Genomic DNA, 18,236 nt, shown 5'->3' with positions numbered 1-18,236 from the left:
AGCGGCGCATCGGCCCCGTGCCAACCTCACGCCCAGTTCAGCCACCCGCTGTAACCCACCAGCAACACGAACAGCCCGAACGCGATCCGGTACCACGCGAACACCGTGAAATCGTGCGTCGCAACGTAGCGCAGCAGCCAGCGCACGCACACGAACGCGCTGACGAACGCCGCGACGAGCCCGAGGGCGAACAGGCCGAGCGAATCGACAGTGAATGCCTGCCAGTCCTTGACGGTTTCGTAGAGCGTCGCGCCGAAGATGATCGGGATCGCGAGGAAGAACGAGAATTCGGTGGCGACGCGCCGGTCGAGGCCGAACAGCATCCCGCCGATGATCGTCGAGCCCGACCGCGACATACCGGGTACCAGCGCGAAGCATTGCGCGATGCCGACCTTCAGTGCATCGAGCGGCGTCAGCGCGTCGACCGACATCACGCGCGGCGGCTCGCTGCGCTCGCGCTGCCTCGCCTCGGCCCACAGGATGATCGCGCCGCCCACGACGAGGGCGAATGCAACGGGCACCGGCGAGAACAGCACGGCCTTGATCTTCTTCTCGAACAGGAGGCCAAGCGCGATCGCGGGAATCGTCGCGATCACGACGTTCAGCGTGAAACGCCGCGCGTCGGGCCGGCTCGGCAGCCCGGACACGATGGACGCGATCCGTTGCCGGTACTCCCAGCAGACCGCGAGGATCGCGCCGAACTGGATCACGACGTCGAAGGTTTTCGCGTGCGAATCGTTGAAACTCAGGAAGCTGCCCGCGACGATCAGGTGGCCGGTGCTCGACACCGGCAGGAATTCCGTCAGCCCCTCGACGACGCCGAGGATCAATGCCTTGCAGATCAGGATCCAGTCCATCCGTGGCCCAACTCCGAAATGGTCGAAAGGAAGGGCCAGGTTGCCGCGCGGCCCGCTCGGCCGCGCGGTTCGTCGTCATTTTTCGACGATCGCCACGCGTATGCCGTTTGTAAGAATCGTAATTGTACCGGGTTCGTAGTTCACCCCGGCAAATTGCAGTTGTTCGGGCTTGAACGTATAGATCGGATAGTTGGTCAGCAACTGCGTCGCGAGCAGGCCGGCGGCCGCGCCGACCTGTTGCCCGTACATCTGCGCGTCGCCGTCGAGCACGAGGCTGTCGACGGCCGGCGCCTTCAGCACGACCGAGCGGCTCGGCGCGTCATACGCGAGCTGGCCCGACACGGTGAACTTGCCGCTGACGGGCGCGCGCAGGAACGGGCTCTCGAAATGCGCGTCGAGCTGTACGGCGACGCGGTTCTGGTCCGGCAGCAGGTTGACGGCCGGGTTCGCGAGCGACACGTCGACGACCTGCGCGACCGTCTTCTGGTATGGGAACTTGCGCGCGACGGCTTTCTGCACGTCGCCGCGCGAGAACGTGTAGTGATCGGGGATGAACGGGAACGTCGACGCGCAGGCGGCGAGCGATACACACACGCCGACGGCGCCAATGGTTGCAGCGAGAAAACGGCGCCGGCCGGGCGCGCAAGATGCGGTCATGCTCAACTCTCTCCTTCCTGTATCGGGCGCAGCGGCGATCGGTTGATCGGCGCCGGGCCATGCCGGACAGCCGACCGGCGTTAGTGCGTCGGCGCGCGCTACGGGTTCCCTCTGCCGTATCCGGCCCCAAACGCGGCCGGCAACCCGCTACCGCACCATGCCGCTACGCGGCGACGGCTGCGTCGCGGCCTCGAGGCGCGTGAGCCACACAAGTGCGTCGTCGCGCGACGCGCCGCACATGTCGGCGGACGGCTGCAACCCGGAACAGCACGCGGGACGCTCGGGTCGGCCGAAAATCCGGCAGCGCAGGTCGTCACCGAGCTGCACGCAGCGCACGCCGGCCGGCTTGCCGTCGGGCATGCCCGGAATCGGGCTGGAAATCGACGGCGCGATGCAGCACGCGCCGCAGCCCTCGCGGCACGCATGCGGCGGCGGGATATCGGCGGGCGCCGGGCGGACAGGCATTTCGACGGACACTCGGCTCTCTCGAACGAACAACAAAAAACGGTGCGGCAACCGGACGCGGCGTCCGGCAGCCCACCCCGCATTGTGCCATCGCCGGCTGCGACGTTATTACACAATGCAGCCGAATCGCGCGTTTATATACTCGAAAGCATCTAAAAAGCGCGAGACCGTCATGAGCTCTGGTTCTGCCGACACAATGTTCCGTCCCGATTTGCTCGCGAAATACGGCGCGAACGGGCCGCGCTATACGTCGTACCCAACCGCGCTGCAGTTTCGCGACGATTTCGACACGGCCGACTACGTGCGCGCGGCCAGCGACCCCGGCGCGTCGTCGAGCGAGCTGTCGCTGTACTTCCACATCCCGTTCTGCAACACAGCGTGCTTCTACTGCGGCTGCAACAAGATCGCGACCAACAACCGCCGCCGCGCGCGCCCGTATCTCGACCAGCTGAAGCGCGAGATGGCGCTGCAGGCCGCGCTGTTCGATCCGTCACGCCCGGTCACGCAACTGCACTGGGGCGGAGGCACGCCGACCTTTCTTTCCGATGACGAAACGGCCGAGCTGATGGCGGCCACCCGCGAGCACTTCGCGCTCGCGCCGGATGCCGACGCCGAGTTCTCGATCGAGATCGATCCGCGCACGGTCACGCCCGCGACGCTCGTCCACCTGCGCACGATCGGCTTCAACCGGCTGAGCCTCGGCGTGCAGGATTTCGATCCGCTCGTGCAGCAGGCGATCAACCGCATCCAGCCGCTCGCGATGACGGCCGACCTGCTCGGCGCCGCGCGCGCGACGGGCTTCCATTCGGTCAGCGTCGACCTGATCTACGGCTTGCCGCACCAGACGGTCGCCGTGTTCGCGCGCACGCTCGAGACGATCATCGAACTCGCGCCCGACCGGCTGTCGGTGTTCGGCTACGCGCACATGCCGCACCTGTTCAAGATGCAGCGGCAGATCGACGAAACGACGCTGCCGCCGCCCGAAACGCGCGTCGCGCTGCTCGGCCTCGCGATCGACATGCTGACGTCGGCCGGCTACGTGTACATCGGGATGGACCACTTCGCGCGGCCGTCCGACGAGCTCGTGCGCGCGCAGCGCAACGGCACGCTGCAGCGCAATTTCCAGGGCTACAGCACGCGCGCGGATACCGACCTCGTCGGTTTCGGCGTGTCGTCGATCGGCAAGGTCGGCGACGTCTACGCGCAGAACGCGAAGGACCTGCCCGCGTACGGCGCCGCGCTCGACGCGGGCCGGCTGCCGATCGCTCGCGGCGTGCGGCTCACGCCCGACGACCGGCTGCGCCGCGACGTGATCACGCAACTGATGTGCAACCTCGAACTGCCGTTCTCGCATGTCGAGGCCGCGCACGGCATCCGTTTCGCCGATCATTTCGCGCGCGAGCTCGACGCGCTGCGACCGTTCGAGCGCGACGGGCTGCTGACGATCGCGCGCGACCGCCTGACGATCCATCCGGCCGGCCGGATGGTCGTGCGCAACATCGCGATGGCGTTCGACGCGTATCTCGGCCAGACGTCGCGGCAGCGCTACTCGCGCACGGTCTAGCACCGGCCGCAAACCAGCGGCCGCACGCGGTCGGCCGGTTTGATACAGTGTGAGGCTTCCCTCCGCCAGAACCCGCACGATGCGCACCACCAAAGCGACCTACGCGGTCGAACGCCTGAAGACCCGCTCCGGCAACCCGCAATTCGCGGCCGTCGCGATGGCGGGCGGCCTGTTCTATCTCGTCGACCGCTCGGGCGGCACCGCCGAGAAGCGCTGCGAGCCGCTGCCGCTCGACGAGTTCGTCAAGTTCGTCGACGAATTCGGCCCCAAAAAGCCGCGCAAGGCGAGCAAGCTCGACCTCGCATTCGAGGCGCAGATCAAGAAGAGCAAAGAGTAAAGGTCTGTTGCAGGCCGCTTGAAGGCTTGATTGCCGCCCTGTTTGGTACAATCGCGGAGTTTATCTACCCCCGCTGATGGCCGACCAGGCTGCGTGACCACACCATGAATATCGAAAACGCGCGTTTCAACATGATCGAACAGCAGATCCGGCCGTGGGACGTGCTGGATCTGGACGTCCTGGGCCTGCTGTCGATCGTCAAGCGTGAAAACTACGTTCCGGCCGAATACCGCGATCTCGCGTTCGCCGACCTCGAACTGCCGCTGCCCGGCGGCCGCACCAAGATGCTGTTCCCGCGCGTCGAAGCGCGCGTGCTGCAGGAGCTGACGGTCAAGAAGCATGAAAACGTGCTCCTGATCGGCGCGGGCTCGGGCTACCTGGCCGCGCTGTTCGCGCATCGCGCGCAGCAGGTGACGGCCGTCGAGATCGATCCGGCAATCGCGAAGTTCGCGGAAGAGAACCTCCGCAACGACGGCGTGACCAACGCGGAAGTCGTGCTCGGCGACGGTTCGCGCGGCTGGGCCGGCAAGGCGCCGTACGACGTGATCTGCGTCGCGGGCGGCCTGCCCGTCGTGCCGCAGGAGATGCTCGAACAGCTGAAGGTCGGCGGCCGCCTGTCGGCATTCGTCGGTGGCCGTCCGGTGATGAAGGCGCAGATCATCACGCGCATCGACGACAAGCAGTACCGCGTCGCCGACGTGTTCGAAACCTACATCGACCACCTCGTCAACGCGATCGAGCCGTCGCGCTTCAAGTTCTGAGCAACGGAGCCTCCATGCAGATCCTGACGCCCGCAATGCTCGCGGAATGGCTCGGCGATACGGCGCGCCCCGCGCCGATCGTGCTGGACGTGCGCGAGCCGTGGGAAATCGCGACCGCGCAGATCGCCGGCAGCGTGTCGATCCCGATGCAGCAGATTCCCGCGCGCAGCGAAGAGCTCGACGACGAAGCGGAAATCGTCTGCGTGTGCCATCACGGGATGCGCAGCGCGCAGGTCGCGATGTTCCTCGAATCGCGCGGCTTCACGAAGCTGTACAACCTGCAGGGCGGAATCGACGCGTGGTCGCGCGACGTCGACCCGTCCGTGCCGCGTTACTGACCTTTCCGGCAGCGCATCGCGCGCCGCCATGCCGGTGACCGGCAAGGTTTCGCCGGTCATACGATTCGCCGAACGGGCGCGCACTGCGCGCCCGTTTCTCTTTCCCCTCCCTGCTCCGTTTCCTTGACCGCATCGGCAACGAGCGCGAACAACCCGACAACCCGCACATCGCGCGCCATCGCGCCCTTCCGGTAGCGCAAGCAGGCACCGGAACGGTGAACCACGACCGTGCACCATTTACGCCCGCGAACCTGCACCGCAACGGACCGCGCGTGCTGCACGACGCATCATCCGCACCACCGCAACGCCCCGCACCGCGCCGCGCAGGCACGCCCGGCGTGCATCCGCGCGACTGGCACATGCCTTGCGTTACCCGATGGCAGGCGCCGCCACGGCGCACGCACATCCAACACGTCAAGGGGAAACAGATGAAACGTCGCAGTCTGTTGAAGTTCGGTTCGATGGCCGGCGCACTCGCGCTGGCGGGCAAGAGCCCGTTCGCGCAAGCGGCCGATGCGGGCACCGGCCCGATCAAGGTCGGCATCCTGCACTCGCTGTCGGGCACGATGGCGATCTCGGAGACGTCGCTGAAGGACACCGCGCTGATGACGATCGCCGACATCAACAAGAGCGGCGGCGTGATGGGCCGCAAGCTCGAGCCCGTGGTGGTCGACCCCGCGTCGAACTGGCCGCTGTTCGCGGAGAAGGCGCGCCAGTTGCTCACGCAGGACAAGGTCGCATGCGTGTTCGGCTGCTGGACGTCGGTGTCGCGCAAGTCCGTGCTGCCGGTGTTCGAGGAACTGAACGGGCTGCTCTACTACCCGGTGCAGTACGAAGGCGAGGAAATGTCGCGCAACGTGTTCTACACGGGCGCCGCACCGAACCAGCAGGCGATTCCGGCCGTCGAGTACCTGATGAGCGCGGAAGGCGGCGGCGCGAAGCGCTTCTTCCTGCTCGGCACCGACTACGTGTATCCGCGCACGACCAACAAGATCCTGCGCGCGTTCCTGAAATCGAAGGGCGTGAAGGACGCGGACATTCAGGAGGTCTACACGCCGTTCGGTCACAGCGATTACCAGACCATCGTCGCGAACATCAAGACCTTCTCGCAGGGCGGCAAGACGACCGTGATCTCGACGATCAACGGCGACTCGAACGTGCCGTTCTACAAGGAGCTCGGCAACCAGGGGATCAAGGCGACCGACGTGCCGGTCGTCGCGTTCTCGGTCGGCGAGGAGGAACTGCGCGGGATCGACACGAAGCCGCTCGTCGGCCACCTCGCCGCGTGGAACTACTTCATGTCGGTGAAGAACCCGACCAACACGAAGTTCAAGGACCAGTTCGCCGCATGGGTGAAGGCGAACAACCTGCCGGGCGGCGCGAAGCGCGTGACCAACGACCCGATGGAAGCGACCTACGTGGGGATCCACATGTGGAAGCAGGCCGTCGAGAAGGCGAAGAGCACCGACGTCGACAAGGTGCGCGTCGCGATGATCGGCCAGACCGTCGCCGCGCCGTCGGGCTTCACGCTCGCGATGGACGGCAACCATCACCTGCACAAGCCGGTGATGATCGGCGAGATCCGCGGCGACGGGCAGTTCAACGTCGTATGGAAGACGAAAACCGCGGTGCGCGCGCAGCCGTGGAGCCCGTTCATCGCGGGCAACCAGGGCAAGCCGGACATCGTCTCGTCGATCCCCGCGTTCCTGCGCCGGCAGCGCGCGGCGCTGGCCTGACGCGGTGCGGCGCGTCGCGCCTCGGCGTGACGTGCCGCTCGCATGCAGGTGCCGATGCGCCGGCCACGCTTGCCGTGACGAACCGCACGCGCCGGCGCCTTGCCGCATGAATCCGCTTCCCCACGCCCGACAGGATTTCCCGATGCCAATTCGCTTTCGCCGAGCCGCCGTCGCGATCGTCGCGTGCGCCGCCCTCGCGGGCGCGCTGCCGCGCGCCGCGTTCGCACTGACGGCCGCCGATACCGCCGCGCTTGCCGGCGACGACTTCGATGCGAAGACGGCCGCGATCGACCGGCTCGCCGCCGATGCCGATCCGCGCGCCGTCGCCGTGCTCAACGCGCTGTCGACCGGCGACGCGCTCGCGACCGGCGACGGCCGCCTGCTGATCCAGGCCGGCGACACCGCGCACGACGCGCTCACGCAGGCCGCGACGACGGCCGGCGACGCGCAGCCCGTGATGCTGAACAACCTGTTGCGCACGAAGATCGCCGGCGCACTGTCGGGCCTCGCGCTCGCATCGCCCGATGTCGCCGCGCGACGCGACGCGATCGATGCGCTGCTGAAGTCGCCCGACCCGGCGCTCAAGCCGATGATCGACCGTGCCCGCGCGAAGGAAACCGATCCTGCACTGAAGCGTCGCCTCGACGCACTGTGGGCGATCGCCGCGCTGCACGATGCCGATCCGGCGAAACGCCTCGACGCCGTGCAGGTCGTGGCCGCGCGTCGCGACCTCGACATGATCGAACAACTGCGCCCGCTCGTCGCGAAGAACGCCGACGGCAGCTACGCCGAGCCCGACGCGCGCGTGCGCGATGCCGCGCAGCAAGGGCTCGACGCATTGCACTCGCTGCAGCGCCGCGGCGAGATCGTCGGCACGCTGTTCGCCGGCCTGTCGCTCGGCAGCGTGCTGCTGCTCGCCGCGCTCGGCCTCGCGATCACGTACGGGCTGATCGGCGTGATCAACATGGCGCACGGCGAATTCCTGATGATCGGTGCGTACGCAACCTATGTCGTGCAGACGCTGATCCAGCGCTACGCACCCGGCGCATTCGACTGGTATCCGCTCGTCGCCGTGCCCGCGTCGTTCGCGACGGCCGCGCTCGTCGGCATCGTGCTCGAACGGCTCGTGCTGCGGCACCTGTACGGCCGCCCGCTCGAGACATTGCTCGCGACGTTCGGCGTGAGCCTGATCCTGATCCAGGCAACCCGCATGCTGTTCGGCGCGCAGAACGTGCAGGTCGTGAACCCGTCGTGGATGAGCGGCGGCGTGACGGTGATGCAGAACCTGATCCTGCCGTACAACCGGCTCGCGATCCTCGCGTTCGCGCTTGCGGTGGTGTTTGTCGCGTGGGCCGTGCTGACGAAGACGCGGCTCGGCCTGTTCGTGCGCGCGGTCACGCAGAACCGCCGAATGGCCGCATGCGTCGGTGTGAAGACCGCGCGCGTCGATGCGTATGCGTTCGCGTTCGGCGCGGGCATCGCCGGCCTCGGCGGTTGCGCGCTGTCGCAGATCGGCAACGTGGGCCCCGATCTCGGCCAGAACTACATCATCGATTCGTTCATGGCGGTCGTGCTCGGCGGCGTCGGGCAGATCGCCGGCACCGTGCTCGGCGGCTTCGGGCTCGGCCTCGCGAGCAAGGCGATCGAGCCGTTTTGGGGCGCCGTGCTCGCGAAGATCGCGGTGCTCGTGATGATCGTGCTGTTCATCCAGAAACGTCCTCAGGGCATGTTTGCCCCGAAGGGCCGCAGCGCGGAGGCTTGACGTGACTTTCATTACCGATTCGTTGTCGAACCCGGTCGCCGGCGCACCGAAGCCCGCTGCCGCCGCACGCGCAGCAGACGGCTTCGCGCTCGGCCTGCCGCCCCGCCCTGCGCTGCTGTCGCGCCGCGCGTGGCTCGCGCTCGTCGCGCTGTGCCTCGCGATCGGCATCGGCGTGCCGCTCGCCGCGCTCGTCGCGCCCGAAGCGAGCGCATTCCATCTGTCCGCCTACGCGATGACGCTCGCCGGCAAGCTGATGTGCTACGCGATCGCCGCGCTCGCGCTCGATCTCGTCTGGGGCTACTGCGGGATCCTGAGCCTCGGCCACGGGCTGTTCTTCGCGCTCGGCGGCTACGCGATCGGCATGTACCTGATGCGCGAGATCGGCCGCGACGGCAAGTACGGCAGCGACTTGCCCGACTTCATGGTGTTCCTCGACTGGCACCAGTTGCCGTGGTACTGGAGCGGCACGCAGCATCTCGCGTGGGCGCTCGCACTCGTCGTGCTCGTACCGGCCGTGCTCGCGTGGGTGTTCGGCTTCTTCACGTTCCGCTCGCGCGTGAAAGGCGTGTACCTGTCGATCATCACGCAGGCGCTGACGTTCGCCGCGATGCTGCTGTTCTTTCGCAACGAGACCGGCTTCGGCGGCAACAACGGCTTCACCGACTTCAAGCGCATCGCCGGTTTCGCGATCACGTCGCCCGGCACGCGCACGGTGTTGTTGCTGCTGACGTTCGCGACGCTGGTGCTCTCGTTCATCGCCGCGCGCGCGATCGTCACGAGCAAGCTCGGGCGCGTCGTCACCGCGGTGCGCGACGGCGAGACGCGGCTGATGTTCCTCGGCTACAGCCCGCTCGCGTACAAGCTGTTCGTGTGGACCGTGTCGGCCGTGCTGTGCGGCATCGCCGGCGCGTTGTACGTGCCGCAGGTCGGCATCATCAATCCCGGCGAGATGTCGCCCGGCAACTCGATCGAGATGGCGATCTGGGTCGCGGTGGGCGGGCGCGGCACGCTGATCGGTCCGATCGTCGGCGCGTTCGCGGTGAACGGCGCGAAGAGCCTGTTTACCGCGTACTTCGCCGAATACTGGCTGTTCTTCCTCGGCCTGATTTTCGTGCTGGTGCCGCTGCTGCTGCCGCGCGGGATCATGGGCCTCGTCGAAACCGTGCTCGCGAAAGGGAAACGTGCATGAACGGAACGGCCCTCTACCAATTCACGCCGCCGCCCGAAGACGAACTGCTGGCCGTCAGCGGCACCGCATCGATGGGCCGCGTCGTGCCGCCCGGCATCGACACGTCGCACGGCACGATCCTGTACCTCGAGGATATCGAGGTGAGTTTCGACGGCTTCCGCGCGCTGAAGAAACTGTCGCTCGCGATCGACGCGGGCGAGCTGCGCTGCGTGATCGGCCCGAACGGCGCCGGCAAGACGACGATGATGGACGTGATCACCGGCAAGACGCGCCCCGACGCGGGCAAGGTGTTTCTCGGCCAGACGCTCGACCTCGCGCGGATGAGCGAGCCCGAGATCGCGCGCACGGGCATCGGCCGCAAGTTCCAGAAGCCGACCGTGTTCGAGCAGCATCCGGTATGGGAAAACCTCGAACTCGCGATGCAGACCGACAAGGGCTGGCTCGCGTCGCTGCGCGCGCGGCTCGACCGCACGGCGCAGGCGAAGATCGAGGAGACGCTCGCGCTGATCGGCCTCGAAAGCCATGCGTACCGCGCAGCCGGCGAGCTGTCGCACGGGCAGAAGCAGCGGCTCGAGATCGGCATGCTGCTGATGCAGCGCCCCGCGCTGCTGCTGCTCGACGAGCCGGCGGCCGGGATGACCGACCACGAGACGATGGAACTCGCCGAGCTGCTGAACACGCTGCGCGGCACCTGCTCGATGATGGTCGTCGAGCACGACATGGAATTCGTCGCGGCGCTCGCGGGCGACACGGGCCGCGTGACGGTGATGGCCGAAGGCGCGGTGCTCGCGCAAGGCACGCTCGACCAGGTCAAGCGCGACGACGCGGTGATCGAGTCTTACCTCGGACGTTGAAACGATGCTGAAGATCGAAGCACTGAACCAGTACTACGGCGGCAGCCATATCCTGCGCAACGTGAACCTCGCCGCCGACGACGGCAAGCTCACCGTGCTGCTCGGCCGCAACGGCGTCGGCAAGAGCACGTTGCTGCGCTGCCTGATGGGTGTGGTCGCCGCGAAGAGCGGCACCGTGTCGTGGCGCGGCACGGCGCTCGGCGCGCTGCCGCCGTATGCGCGCGTCGCGGCCGGGCTCGCGTACGTGCCGCAGGGCCGCGACATCTTTCCGCGGCTGACCGTCGAGGAGAACCTGCTCGTCGGCGCGGCGAGCCGCAAGGCGCCGTCGAAGGTGCCGGACCGCATCTACGACCTGTTCCCGGTGCTGAAGGACATGCGCGCGCGGCGCGGCGGCGACCTGTCGGGCGGCCAGCAGCAGCAGCTCGCGATCGGCCGCGCGCTGATGAGCGAGCCGCAGCTGCTGATCCTCGACGAGCCGACCGAGGGCATCCAGCCGTCGATCATCCAGGACATCGGCCGCACGCTGCGCCAGCTCGTCGACGAATCGAACATGACGGTGCTGCTCGTCGAGCAGTATTACGATTTCGCGCGCTCGATCGCGGACCGCTACTGGGTGATGAGCCGCGGCGAGATCGTCGCGGGCGGCGACGCACGCGACATGGAAACGAACGGCGTGCGCGAACTGATCGCGGTGTGAGCGGCGGCACGGCAGCGCGCACGGGCGGCCGGTTCGCGGTGCGGCCGCACGCGGCGCTTTCAACGAACGCGGCATCTGCATTATTGTTCCGGTAGCATCCACGTTCCTCGCGCCCGTTTCCGTCGTTTCCCGCTCGCCGCCGATGTCCGCCTCCGATTCCCACGCCTCGCTGTCCCGCCCCGCCGTCGCCAAGTCGTGGCGCGGCCGCCTCGAACTCGGTTTCGAGCGGCACGGCGCGCGCACGACGCTCGCGCACCGGCTGCACGACGGCCCGCTGCGCGTGCAGCGGCCGCTGTATCCGGAAGGCGACGCGATCTGCCATGCGGTGATCGTCCACCCGCCGGGCGGCGTCGCGGGCGGCGACCGGCTCGACATCGACATCGCGCTCGGCGACGGCACGCACGCGGTGCTGACGACGCCCGGCGCGACCAAGTGGTACAAGTCGAACGGGCTCGACGCGACGCAGCGCATCGGTATTACTGTCGGCGAGAACGCGAAGCTCGACTGGCTGCCGCAGAACAACCTGTTCTTCGAAGCGGCGCACGCGTCGCTCGACTTCACGGTGACGCTCGGCGCAGGCGCGAGCGCGATCGGCTGGGACGCGACACAGCTCGGCCGGCAGGCGGCCGGCGAGACCTGGTCGGCGGGCCGCATCGCGTCGTCCTCCGCGCTCGTCGGTGCCGACGGCCGGCCGCTGTGGGCCGAGCGCGCGCTGCTCGACGCGCACGATCCGCTGCGCGGCGCGCTGCAGGGCCTCGCAGGCTTTCCCGCATACGGCACGCTGTGGGCCGCCGGCGCCGCGTGCGACGCCGCGCTCGCCGAATCGCTCGCCGCGCGGATGCCGTTCGACGACACGCTGCGCGCGGGTGCGACCTGCGTGACGCCCGGCGTCGTGCTCGTGCGGGCGCTGTCGACGTCGATGGAAGCGCTGCAGCGCCACTTCACCGATTGCTGGCTGCAGCTGCGGCCGATCGTGCACGGCGTCGACGCACGGCCGCTGCGCCTCTGGCAAACCTGAACGCGCTCGCGCCACGCACCGTTTCGGCGCAGAGGCGCATCCGGCGCTGCACGTTACCCATGCACCGCGCACCACGAACGCGCATCGCGCTGCGTTCCATGCACATGGCACGCGCCTTGCTGCTTACATAACCGATACACGGCGCGCGCAAAACGGCGCGGTGCTACGATGACCTGCACGTCCGCCCGGTTGGGCGCGCACCGATAAAAATTACGTTTTCCTGAACGTTTGCCTTCATGAAACTGACTCCCCGAGAAAAGGACAAGCTGCTGATCTTCACGGCGGCGCTGCTGGCCGAACGCCGTCGCGCGCGCGGCCTGAAGCTCAACTATCCGGAGGCGGTCGCCTTCATCACCGCCGCGCTGATGGAAGCCGCGCGCGACGGCAAGACGGTTGCCGAGGTGATGCACTACGGCACGACGCTGCTCACGCGCGACGACGTGATGGACGGCGTGCCGGAAATGATTCCCGACATCCAGGTCGAGGCGACCTTCCCCGACGGCACGAAGCTCGTGACCGTCCATCACCCGATTCCGTGAGGCCACGCATGATCCCCGGCGAAATCCTCACCGACGACGGCGAGCACGAACTGAACGCGGGCCGCGAAACGCTGACGCTCGTCGTCGCGAACACCGGCGACCGCCCGGTGCAGGTCGGCTCGCACTACCACTTCTTCGAAGTCAACGACGCACTGTCGTTCGACCGCGCGGCCGCGCGCGGCTTCCGGCTCAACATCGCGGCCGGCACGGCCGTGCGCTTCGAGCCGGGCCAGACGCGCACCGTCGAGCTCGTCGCGCTCGCCGGCGACCGCGCCGTCTACGGTTTTCAGGGCAAGGTGATGGGGCCGCTTTGAGCGCGCGCCCCATTCTTCAGGTCTTCAGGAACAGCACGAGATGACACTACGCTTGAGCCGCCGCGCGTACGCGGAAATGTTCGGGCCGACGACGGGCGACCGCGTCCGGCTCGCCGATACCGAACTGCTGATCGAGATCGAACGCGACTTCACGACCTACGGCGAGGAAGTGAAATTCGGCGGCGGGAAAGTGATCCGCGACGGGATGGGCCAGTCGCAGCGCGTGGCCGCCGACGTGCCCGACACGGTCATCACCAACGCGGTGATCCTCGATCACTGGGGCATCGTGAAGGCCGACATCGCGATCAAACACGGCCGCATCGCCGCGATCGGCAAGGCCGGCAATCCGGACATCCAGCCGGGCGTGACGATCGCGATCGGCGCCGCGACCGAAGTGATCGCCGGCGAAGGGCTGATCGTGACCGCGGGCGGCATCGACACGCACATCCACTTCATCAGCCCGCAGCAGATCGACGAGGCGCTCGCATCGGGCGTCACGACGATGCTCGGCGGCGGCACGGGGCCGGCCACCGGCACCAACGCGACGACCTGCACGCCGGGCCCGTGGCACATGGAGCGGATGCTTCAGGCCGCCGACGGCTGGCCGATCAACCTCGGCTTCCTCGGCAAGGGCAACGCGAGCCTGCCCGAGCCGCTCGTCGAGCAGATCGCGGCCGGCGCGATCGGGCTGAAGCTGCACGAGGACTGGGGCACGACCCCCGCCGCGATCGACAACTGCCTGTCGGTCGCCGACGACACCGACACGCAGGTCGCGATCCACACCGACACGCTGAACGAAGCCGGCTTCGTCGAATCGACGGTCGCCGCGTTCAAGGGCCGCACGATCCACACGTACCACACCGAAGGCGCGGGCGGCGGCCATGCGCCCGACATCCTGAAGGTGTGCGGCGAGGCGAACGTGCTGCCGTCGTCGACCAACCCGACGCGCCCGTACACGATCAACACGCTCGACGAGCATCTCGACATGCTGATGGTGTGCCATCACCTCGATCCGTCGATCGCCGAGGATCTCGCGTTCGCCGAATCGCGGATCCGCCGCGAGACGATCGCAGCCGAGGACATCCTGCACGATCTCGGTGCGCTGTCGATGCTGTCGTCGGATTCGCAGGCGATGGGCCGCGTCGGCGAAGTGATCATCCGCACGTGGCAGACCGCGCACAAGATGAAGGTGCAGCGCGGCGCGCTGCCCGGGGACGGCGCGCGCAACGACAACTTCCGCGCGAAGCGCTACGTCGCGAAATACACGATCAACCCGGCGATCACGCACGGCATTGCACACGAAGTCGGTTCGATCGAGCCCGGCAAGTGGGCCGACCTCGTGCTGTGGGAGCCGGCGTTCTTCGGGATCAAGCCGTCGATGATCCTGAAGGGCGGGATGATCGCGGTCGCGCAGATGGGCGACCCGAACGCGTCGATCCCGACGCCGCAGCCCGTCCACTATCGCGAGATGTTCGCGACGCGCGGCGGCGCACTCGCGCGCACGTCGCTGACCTTCGTGTCGCAGATGGCGGCCGATGCGGGCATTGCGGAGCGCTACGGCCTCGCGAAGCAGATCGTGCCCGTGCGCAACTGCCGCAACGTGACGAAGGCCGACATGATCCACAACGCATGGCGCCCGTCGATCAGCGTCGACCCCGAAACCTACGACGTGATCGCCGACGGCCAGTTGCTCACCTGCGAACCGGCGACAGTGCTGCCGATGGCGCAGCGCTATTTCCTGTTCTGATTTTCGGCTCCTGTCTTATGCGCACCCTCGACAAACGCATTGCCCCGAACGTGAAGCTCGCCGCGTCGCTCGTCGCGCGCGCCCCGACGCTCACGCTCGCGTATGACGCCCGCTGCAAGAGCCGCCTCGCGGCGACGCTCGACACCGGCGAGGACGTCGCGGTCCTGCTGCCGCGCGGCACCGTGCTGCGCGACGGCGACGTGCTCGTCGCCGACGACGGTGCGCTCGTGCGCGTCGCCGCGGCACCCGAGACCGTGCTGCTCGTGCGCGCGGCCGATCCGCTCACGCTGATGCGCGCCGCGTACCACCTCGGCAACCGTCATACCCCGGTCGAAATCGGCGACGGTTACCTGAAGCTCGAAGCCGATCCGGTGCTCGCGGACATGCTGCGCCGGCTCGGCACGCAGGTCGAGGAGACGAGCGCGCCGTTCCAGCCGGAAGCCGGCGCGTACGGCGGCGGCCACAAGCACGGGCACGACGCAACGTTCGCCGAGGACTACGCGCTCGCGCAGCAGGTGTTCGGCGAACACCACGGGCATTCGCATTCGCACGATCACGATCACGATCACGATCACGATCATCAGCATGGTCCCGGATGCACGCACGGCCACGGCCATGATCACCACTGAACTCGTCGCGCTGCTGCACCTCGCGTCGCCGGCGCTTCCGATCGGCGCGTACAGCTATTCGCAGGGCCTCGAAGCCGCGCTCGACGCGAACCTGATCCACGATGCCGATTCCGCGCGCGACTGGATCGCGAGCGGCCTGACCGACGTGCTCGCGCACGGCGAGCTGCCGTTCCTCGCGCACCAGCTCGCACGCTGGCATGCGCATGACGCGCGCGCGCTCGCCACGGAGAACGCGTGGTTCGTCGCGAGCCGCGAATCGGCGGAACTGCGTCGCGAGACCGAACAGATGGGCTGGTCGCTCGCGCAGCTCTGCGCATCGCTCGAATGGGGCGATGCCGCGCGCCGCGCGACGCTCGCGTCGATGTCGCCGGTCGCGCTGCCGACCGTATTCGCATACGCGGCCGCCGCGCACGACGCCAGCGCCGACGCGACGCTCGCCGCGTACGCGTTCGGCTGGGTCGAGAACCAGACGTCCGCCGCGCTGAAGGCCGTGCCGCTCGGCCAGCTCGCCGGGCAACGCATCATCGTCGCGCTGCGCGGCGCGATCGACGCGGCCGTGCGCCGCGCACTCGCGACGCCGCCCGATGCCGTCAACACGTTCGCGCCGCAGCTCGGCATCCTGTCCGCGCGGCACGAAACCCAGTACTCGCGGTTGTTCCGCTCCTGAACACGACGCTACCCGCCATGAACGCACCTGCTCCCTCCTCCACCCGCCGCACGAAGAAACTGCCGCCGCTGCGCGTCGGCATCGGCGGCCCCGTCGGCTCCGGCAAGACCACGCTGCTCGAAATGCTGTGCAAGGCGATGCGCGACAAGTACGACCTCGTCGCGATCACCAACGACATCTATACGAAGGAAGACCAGCGGCTGCTGACGGTGGCGGGCGCGCTGCCCGAGGAACGCATCATGGGCGTCGAGACGGGCGGCTGCCCGCATACGGCGATCCGCGAGGATGCGTCGATCAACCTCGAGGCCGTCGACCGGATGCTGTCGCGCTTTCCCGACGCCGACATCGTGTTCATCGAATCGGGCGGCGACAATCTCGCGGCGACGTTCAGCCCCGAACTGTCGGACCTGACGATCTACGTGATCGACGTCGCGGGCGGCGAGAAGATTCCGCGCAAGGGCGGCCCGGGCATCACGAAGTCCGACCTGCTCGTGATCAACAAGACCGATCTCGCGCCGCTGGTCGGCGCGAACCTCGACGTGATGGCGTCCGACACGAAGAAGATGCGCGGCGAACGGCCTTACGTGATGACGAACCTGAAGGCGCTCGAAGGCGTCGCGGACGTGATCGCGTTCATCGAGAAGAAGGGCTTGCTGACGGTCTGAGCCGCGCGGCGGCGGCACACGAAGCCGCCACGCGTGCCCGGGCGGCATTGCGCCGCCTTCGTCTATTTGTCGGAAGTGTCCTGCGGGTCCTGCGGCGCGCGCGCGCCATATTCCGCGGGCGGCAGCAGCGCCGCGAGCACGTCGACCGTGCGCGCGGTCGCGCCGCGGTGACGCGCCGCGAAGGCCGCGCCGGCCGCGCCCATCGCGATGCGCCGCGCCTTGTCCGCGAACAGCGCGTCGAGCACGTGCGCGAGATCGAGCGGATCCTCGACCTGCATCGCCGCACCGGCCGCAACCGCGTCGGCGGTCGCCTGCGTGAAGTTGAACACGTGCGGGCCGATCAGCACCGGCACGCCGACCGCGCACGCTTCGATCAGGTTCTGCCCGCCGAGCGGCAGCAAGCTGCCGCCGATGAACGCGACGTCGGCGGCCGCGTAATACGCGCCGAGCTCGCCCATCGAATCGCCGAGCAACACCGTCACATCGCCCGGCAGCGGTTCGGCAGCCGGGTGGCCGGCCGCGAGCGCGGCCGTGTCGGCGGCCCACGCCGAGCGTCGCACGCACTTGAGCCCGCTGCGCTCGACGAGCGCCTCGACCTCGGCGAAACGCTGCGGATGGCGCGGCACGAGCACCAGCAGCGCGCCGGGCGTGCGCATCGCCGCGAACGCCTGCAGCACCAGCGCCTCCTCGTTCTCGCGCGTGCTGGCGGCGACCCACACGGGCCGCGCGCCGATCGCGTCGCGCCACGCATGGCCGCGCGCCGCGAGTTCCGGCGGCGTCGCCATGTCGAACTTCAGGTTGCCGAGCACGGCCACGTTGCGCGCGCCGAGCGACGTCAGCCGCTCCGCATCGGCCGGGCTCTGCGCGAGCACGCGCGAGAAGCCGCCGAACACGTCGCGCGTCGCCGCGCCGAACTTCGCCGCGCGCCGGAACGAACGCGCGGACATCCGCGCATTGGTCAGCACGAGCGGCACGTCCGCGCGGCGGCATTCGTCGATCAGCGTCGGCCACACCTCGGTTTCCATCACGAGGCCGAGCGTCGGCCGCCATGCGCGCAGGAAGCGCCGCACCGCGCCCGGCATGTCGTATGGCAGGAAGCAGCGCAGCACGCGATCGCCGAAGATCTGTTCGCCGGTCGCGCGGCCGCTCGGCGTCATGTGCGTGAGCAGGATGCGCGCATCGGGGCGCGCGCGCATCAGCGCATCGATCAGCGGCTGCGCAGCGCGCGTCTCGCCGACCGATACCGCATGCACCCAGATCAGCGGCGCACGATCGTCGCGAGAGCGGCCCGCCACGTGGCCGAAGCGTTCGCCGATGTGCTCGCGATAGCCGCGCTCCTTGCGCGAGCGCACGTAGAGCCGGATGACCGCAGCGGGTGCGACGAGCCACCACAGCGCGCGATAGATCGCCCTCAGCATGCGGCGGCCCTCGTATTGCGTC

20 protein-coding genes are annotated in these 18,236 nt (G+C 68.3%); 16 read left to right on the top strand and 4 right to left on the bottom strand.

Translation table 11 applies throughout. From position 1 onward, the window contains the following. Positions 1–26 precede the first annotated feature (26 nt). The 3 genes from ABD05_RS10190 to ABD05_RS10180 all read right to left on the bottom strand — a co-directional run bounded on the left by ABD05_RS10190 (position 27) and on the right by ABD05_RS10180 (position 1,979). Complete coding sequence (locus tag ABD05_RS10190; RefSeq protein ID WP_047900013.1) at positions 27–857, bottom strand: undecaprenyl-diphosphate phosphatase; 831 nt, start codon at positions 855–857, stop codon at positions 27–29. A gap of 75 nt (positions 858–932) precedes the next feature. Continuing rightward, on the bottom strand, positions 933–1,514 hold the full coding sequence (locus tag ABD05_RS10185; RefSeq protein ID WP_047900012.1) for a DUF1439 domain-containing protein: 582 nt from the start codon (positions 1,512–1,514) through the stop codon (positions 933–935). 147 nt (positions 1,515–1,661) lie between these two features. Further along, positions 1,662–1,979 (bottom strand): YkgJ family cysteine cluster protein, encoded by a 318-nt coding sequence (locus ABD05_RS10180; protein ID WP_047900011.1) that lies wholly within the window; start codon positions 1,977–1,979, stop codon positions 1,662–1,664. Between the two features lie 172 nt (positions 1,980–2,151). On the opposite strand from ABD05_RS10180, the gene hemN reads away from it, so the two are divergent. From hemN to ureG, 16 genes are all read left to right on the top strand, one after another. Next, positions 2,152–3,543 carry an oxygen-independent coproporphyrinogen III oxidase gene (gene hemN, locus ABD05_RS10175; RefSeq protein WP_047900010.1) on the top strand — a complete coding sequence of 464 codons (1,392 nt, stop codon included), beginning with the start codon at positions 2,152–2,154 and terminating at the stop codon, positions 3,541–3,543. A gap of 79 nt (positions 3,544–3,622) precedes the next feature. Beyond that, positions 3,623–3,880: a hypothetical protein gene (locus ABD05_RS10170; protein WP_047900009.1), complete on the top strand. Its 258-nt coding sequence runs from the start codon at positions 3,623–3,625 to the stop codon at positions 3,878–3,880. Between the two features lie 104 nt (positions 3,881–3,984). Further along, complete coding sequence (locus ABD05_RS10165; protein WP_047900008.1) at positions 3,985–4,641, top strand: protein-L-isoaspartate O-methyltransferase family protein; 657 nt, start codon at positions 3,985–3,987, stop codon at positions 4,639–4,641. A gap of 14 nt (positions 4,642–4,655) precedes the next feature. Beyond that, a complete protein-coding gene (locus ABD05_RS10160; RefSeq protein ID WP_047900007.1) occupies positions 4,656–4,979 on the top strand; it encodes a rhodanese-like domain-containing protein in 324 nt (107 codons plus the stop codon). Between the two features lie 428 nt (positions 4,980–5,407). Then, positions 5,408–6,715, top strand: a complete 1,308-nt coding sequence (gene urtA, locus ABD05_RS10155) for an urea ABC transporter substrate-binding protein (RefSeq protein ID WP_047900006.1) — start codon at positions 5,408–5,410, stop codon at positions 6,713–6,715. 142 nt (positions 6,716–6,857) lie between these two features. Continuing rightward, positions 6,858–8,477, top strand: a complete 1,620-nt coding sequence (gene urtB, locus ABD05_RS10150; protein WP_047900005.1) for an urea ABC transporter permease subunit UrtB — start codon at positions 6,858–6,860, stop codon at positions 8,475–8,477. A 1-nt stretch (position 8,478) separates the two neighbouring features. After that, positions 8,479–9,666 (top strand): urea ABC transporter permease subunit UrtC, encoded by a 1,188-nt coding sequence (gene urtC / locus ABD05_RS10145; protein ID WP_047900004.1) that lies wholly within the window; start codon positions 8,479–8,481, stop codon positions 9,664–9,666. Continuing rightward, positions 9,663–10,520 (top strand): urea ABC transporter ATP-binding protein UrtD, encoded by an 858-nt coding sequence (urtD, locus tag ABD05_RS10140; protein WP_047900003.1) that lies wholly within the window; start codon positions 9,663–9,665, stop codon positions 10,518–10,520. The genes urtC and urtD overlap by 4 nt, the downstream gene beginning before the upstream one ends. A gap of 4 nt (positions 10,521–10,524) precedes the next feature. Beyond that, positions 10,525–11,217, top strand: coding sequence for an urea ABC transporter ATP-binding subunit UrtE (gene urtE, locus ABD05_RS10135; RefSeq protein WP_047900002.1), 693 nt, complete (start codon positions 10,525–10,527; stop codon positions 11,215–11,217). A gap of 142 nt (positions 11,218–11,359) precedes the next feature. Further along, on the top strand, positions 11,360–12,235 hold the full coding sequence (locus ABD05_RS10130; RefSeq protein ID WP_047900001.1) for an urease accessory protein UreD: 876 nt from the start codon (positions 11,360–11,362) through the stop codon (positions 12,233–12,235). A gap of 236 nt (positions 12,236–12,471) precedes the next feature. Then, positions 12,472–12,774, top strand: a complete 303-nt coding sequence (gene ureA, locus ABD05_RS10125) for an urease subunit gamma (protein ID WP_006406310.1) — start codon at positions 12,472–12,474, stop codon at positions 12,772–12,774. 8 nt (positions 12,775–12,782) lie between these two features. Next, positions 12,783–13,088 carry an urease subunit beta gene (locus ABD05_RS10120; protein ID WP_034182910.1) on the top strand — a complete coding sequence of 102 codons (306 nt, stop codon included), beginning with the start codon at positions 12,783–12,785 and terminating at the stop codon, positions 13,086–13,088. Positions 13,089–13,128: 40 nt separating this feature from the next. Continuing rightward, complete coding sequence (ureC, locus tag ABD05_RS10115; protein WP_047900000.1) at positions 13,129–14,835, top strand: urease subunit alpha; 1,707 nt, start codon at positions 13,129–13,131, stop codon at positions 14,833–14,835. A gap of 17 nt (positions 14,836–14,852) precedes the next feature. Beyond that, positions 14,853–15,464, top strand: coding sequence for an urease accessory protein UreE (ureE, locus tag ABD05_RS10110; protein WP_047899999.1), 612 nt, complete (start codon positions 14,853–14,855; stop codon positions 15,462–15,464). Continuing rightward, positions 15,451–16,131 carry an urease accessory protein UreF gene (locus ABD05_RS10105; RefSeq protein WP_047899998.1) on the top strand — a complete coding sequence of 227 codons (681 nt, stop codon included), beginning with the start codon at positions 15,451–15,453 and terminating at the stop codon, positions 16,129–16,131. The genes ureE and ABD05_RS10105 overlap by 14 nt, the downstream gene beginning before the upstream one ends. 17 nt (positions 16,132–16,148) lie before the next feature. After that, positions 16,149–16,796, top strand: a complete 648-nt coding sequence (ureG, locus tag ABD05_RS10100) for an urease accessory protein UreG (RefSeq protein ID WP_047899997.1) — start codon at positions 16,149–16,151, stop codon at positions 16,794–16,796. Positions 16,797–16,858: 62 nt separating this feature from the next. Here the strand turns inward: ureG and waaA are convergent, their stop codons facing one another. Further along, entirely contained in the window at positions 16,859–18,214 is a 1,356-nt protein-coding gene (gene waaA / locus ABD05_RS10095) for a lipid IV(A) 3-deoxy-D-manno-octulosonic acid transferase (protein ID WP_047899996.1), read from the bottom strand. Between the last annotated feature and the right edge of the window lie 22 nt (positions 18,215–18,236).

Source organism: Burkholderia pyrrocinia, from assembly GCF_001028665.1.
Classification (GTDB): domain Bacteria; phylum Pseudomonadota; class Gammaproteobacteria; order Burkholderiales; family Burkholderiaceae; genus Burkholderia; species Burkholderia pyrrocinia.
The sequence above is the reverse complement of the archived record's forward strand: the minus strand, read 5'-3'. Positions and strand labels throughout refer to the sequence as shown.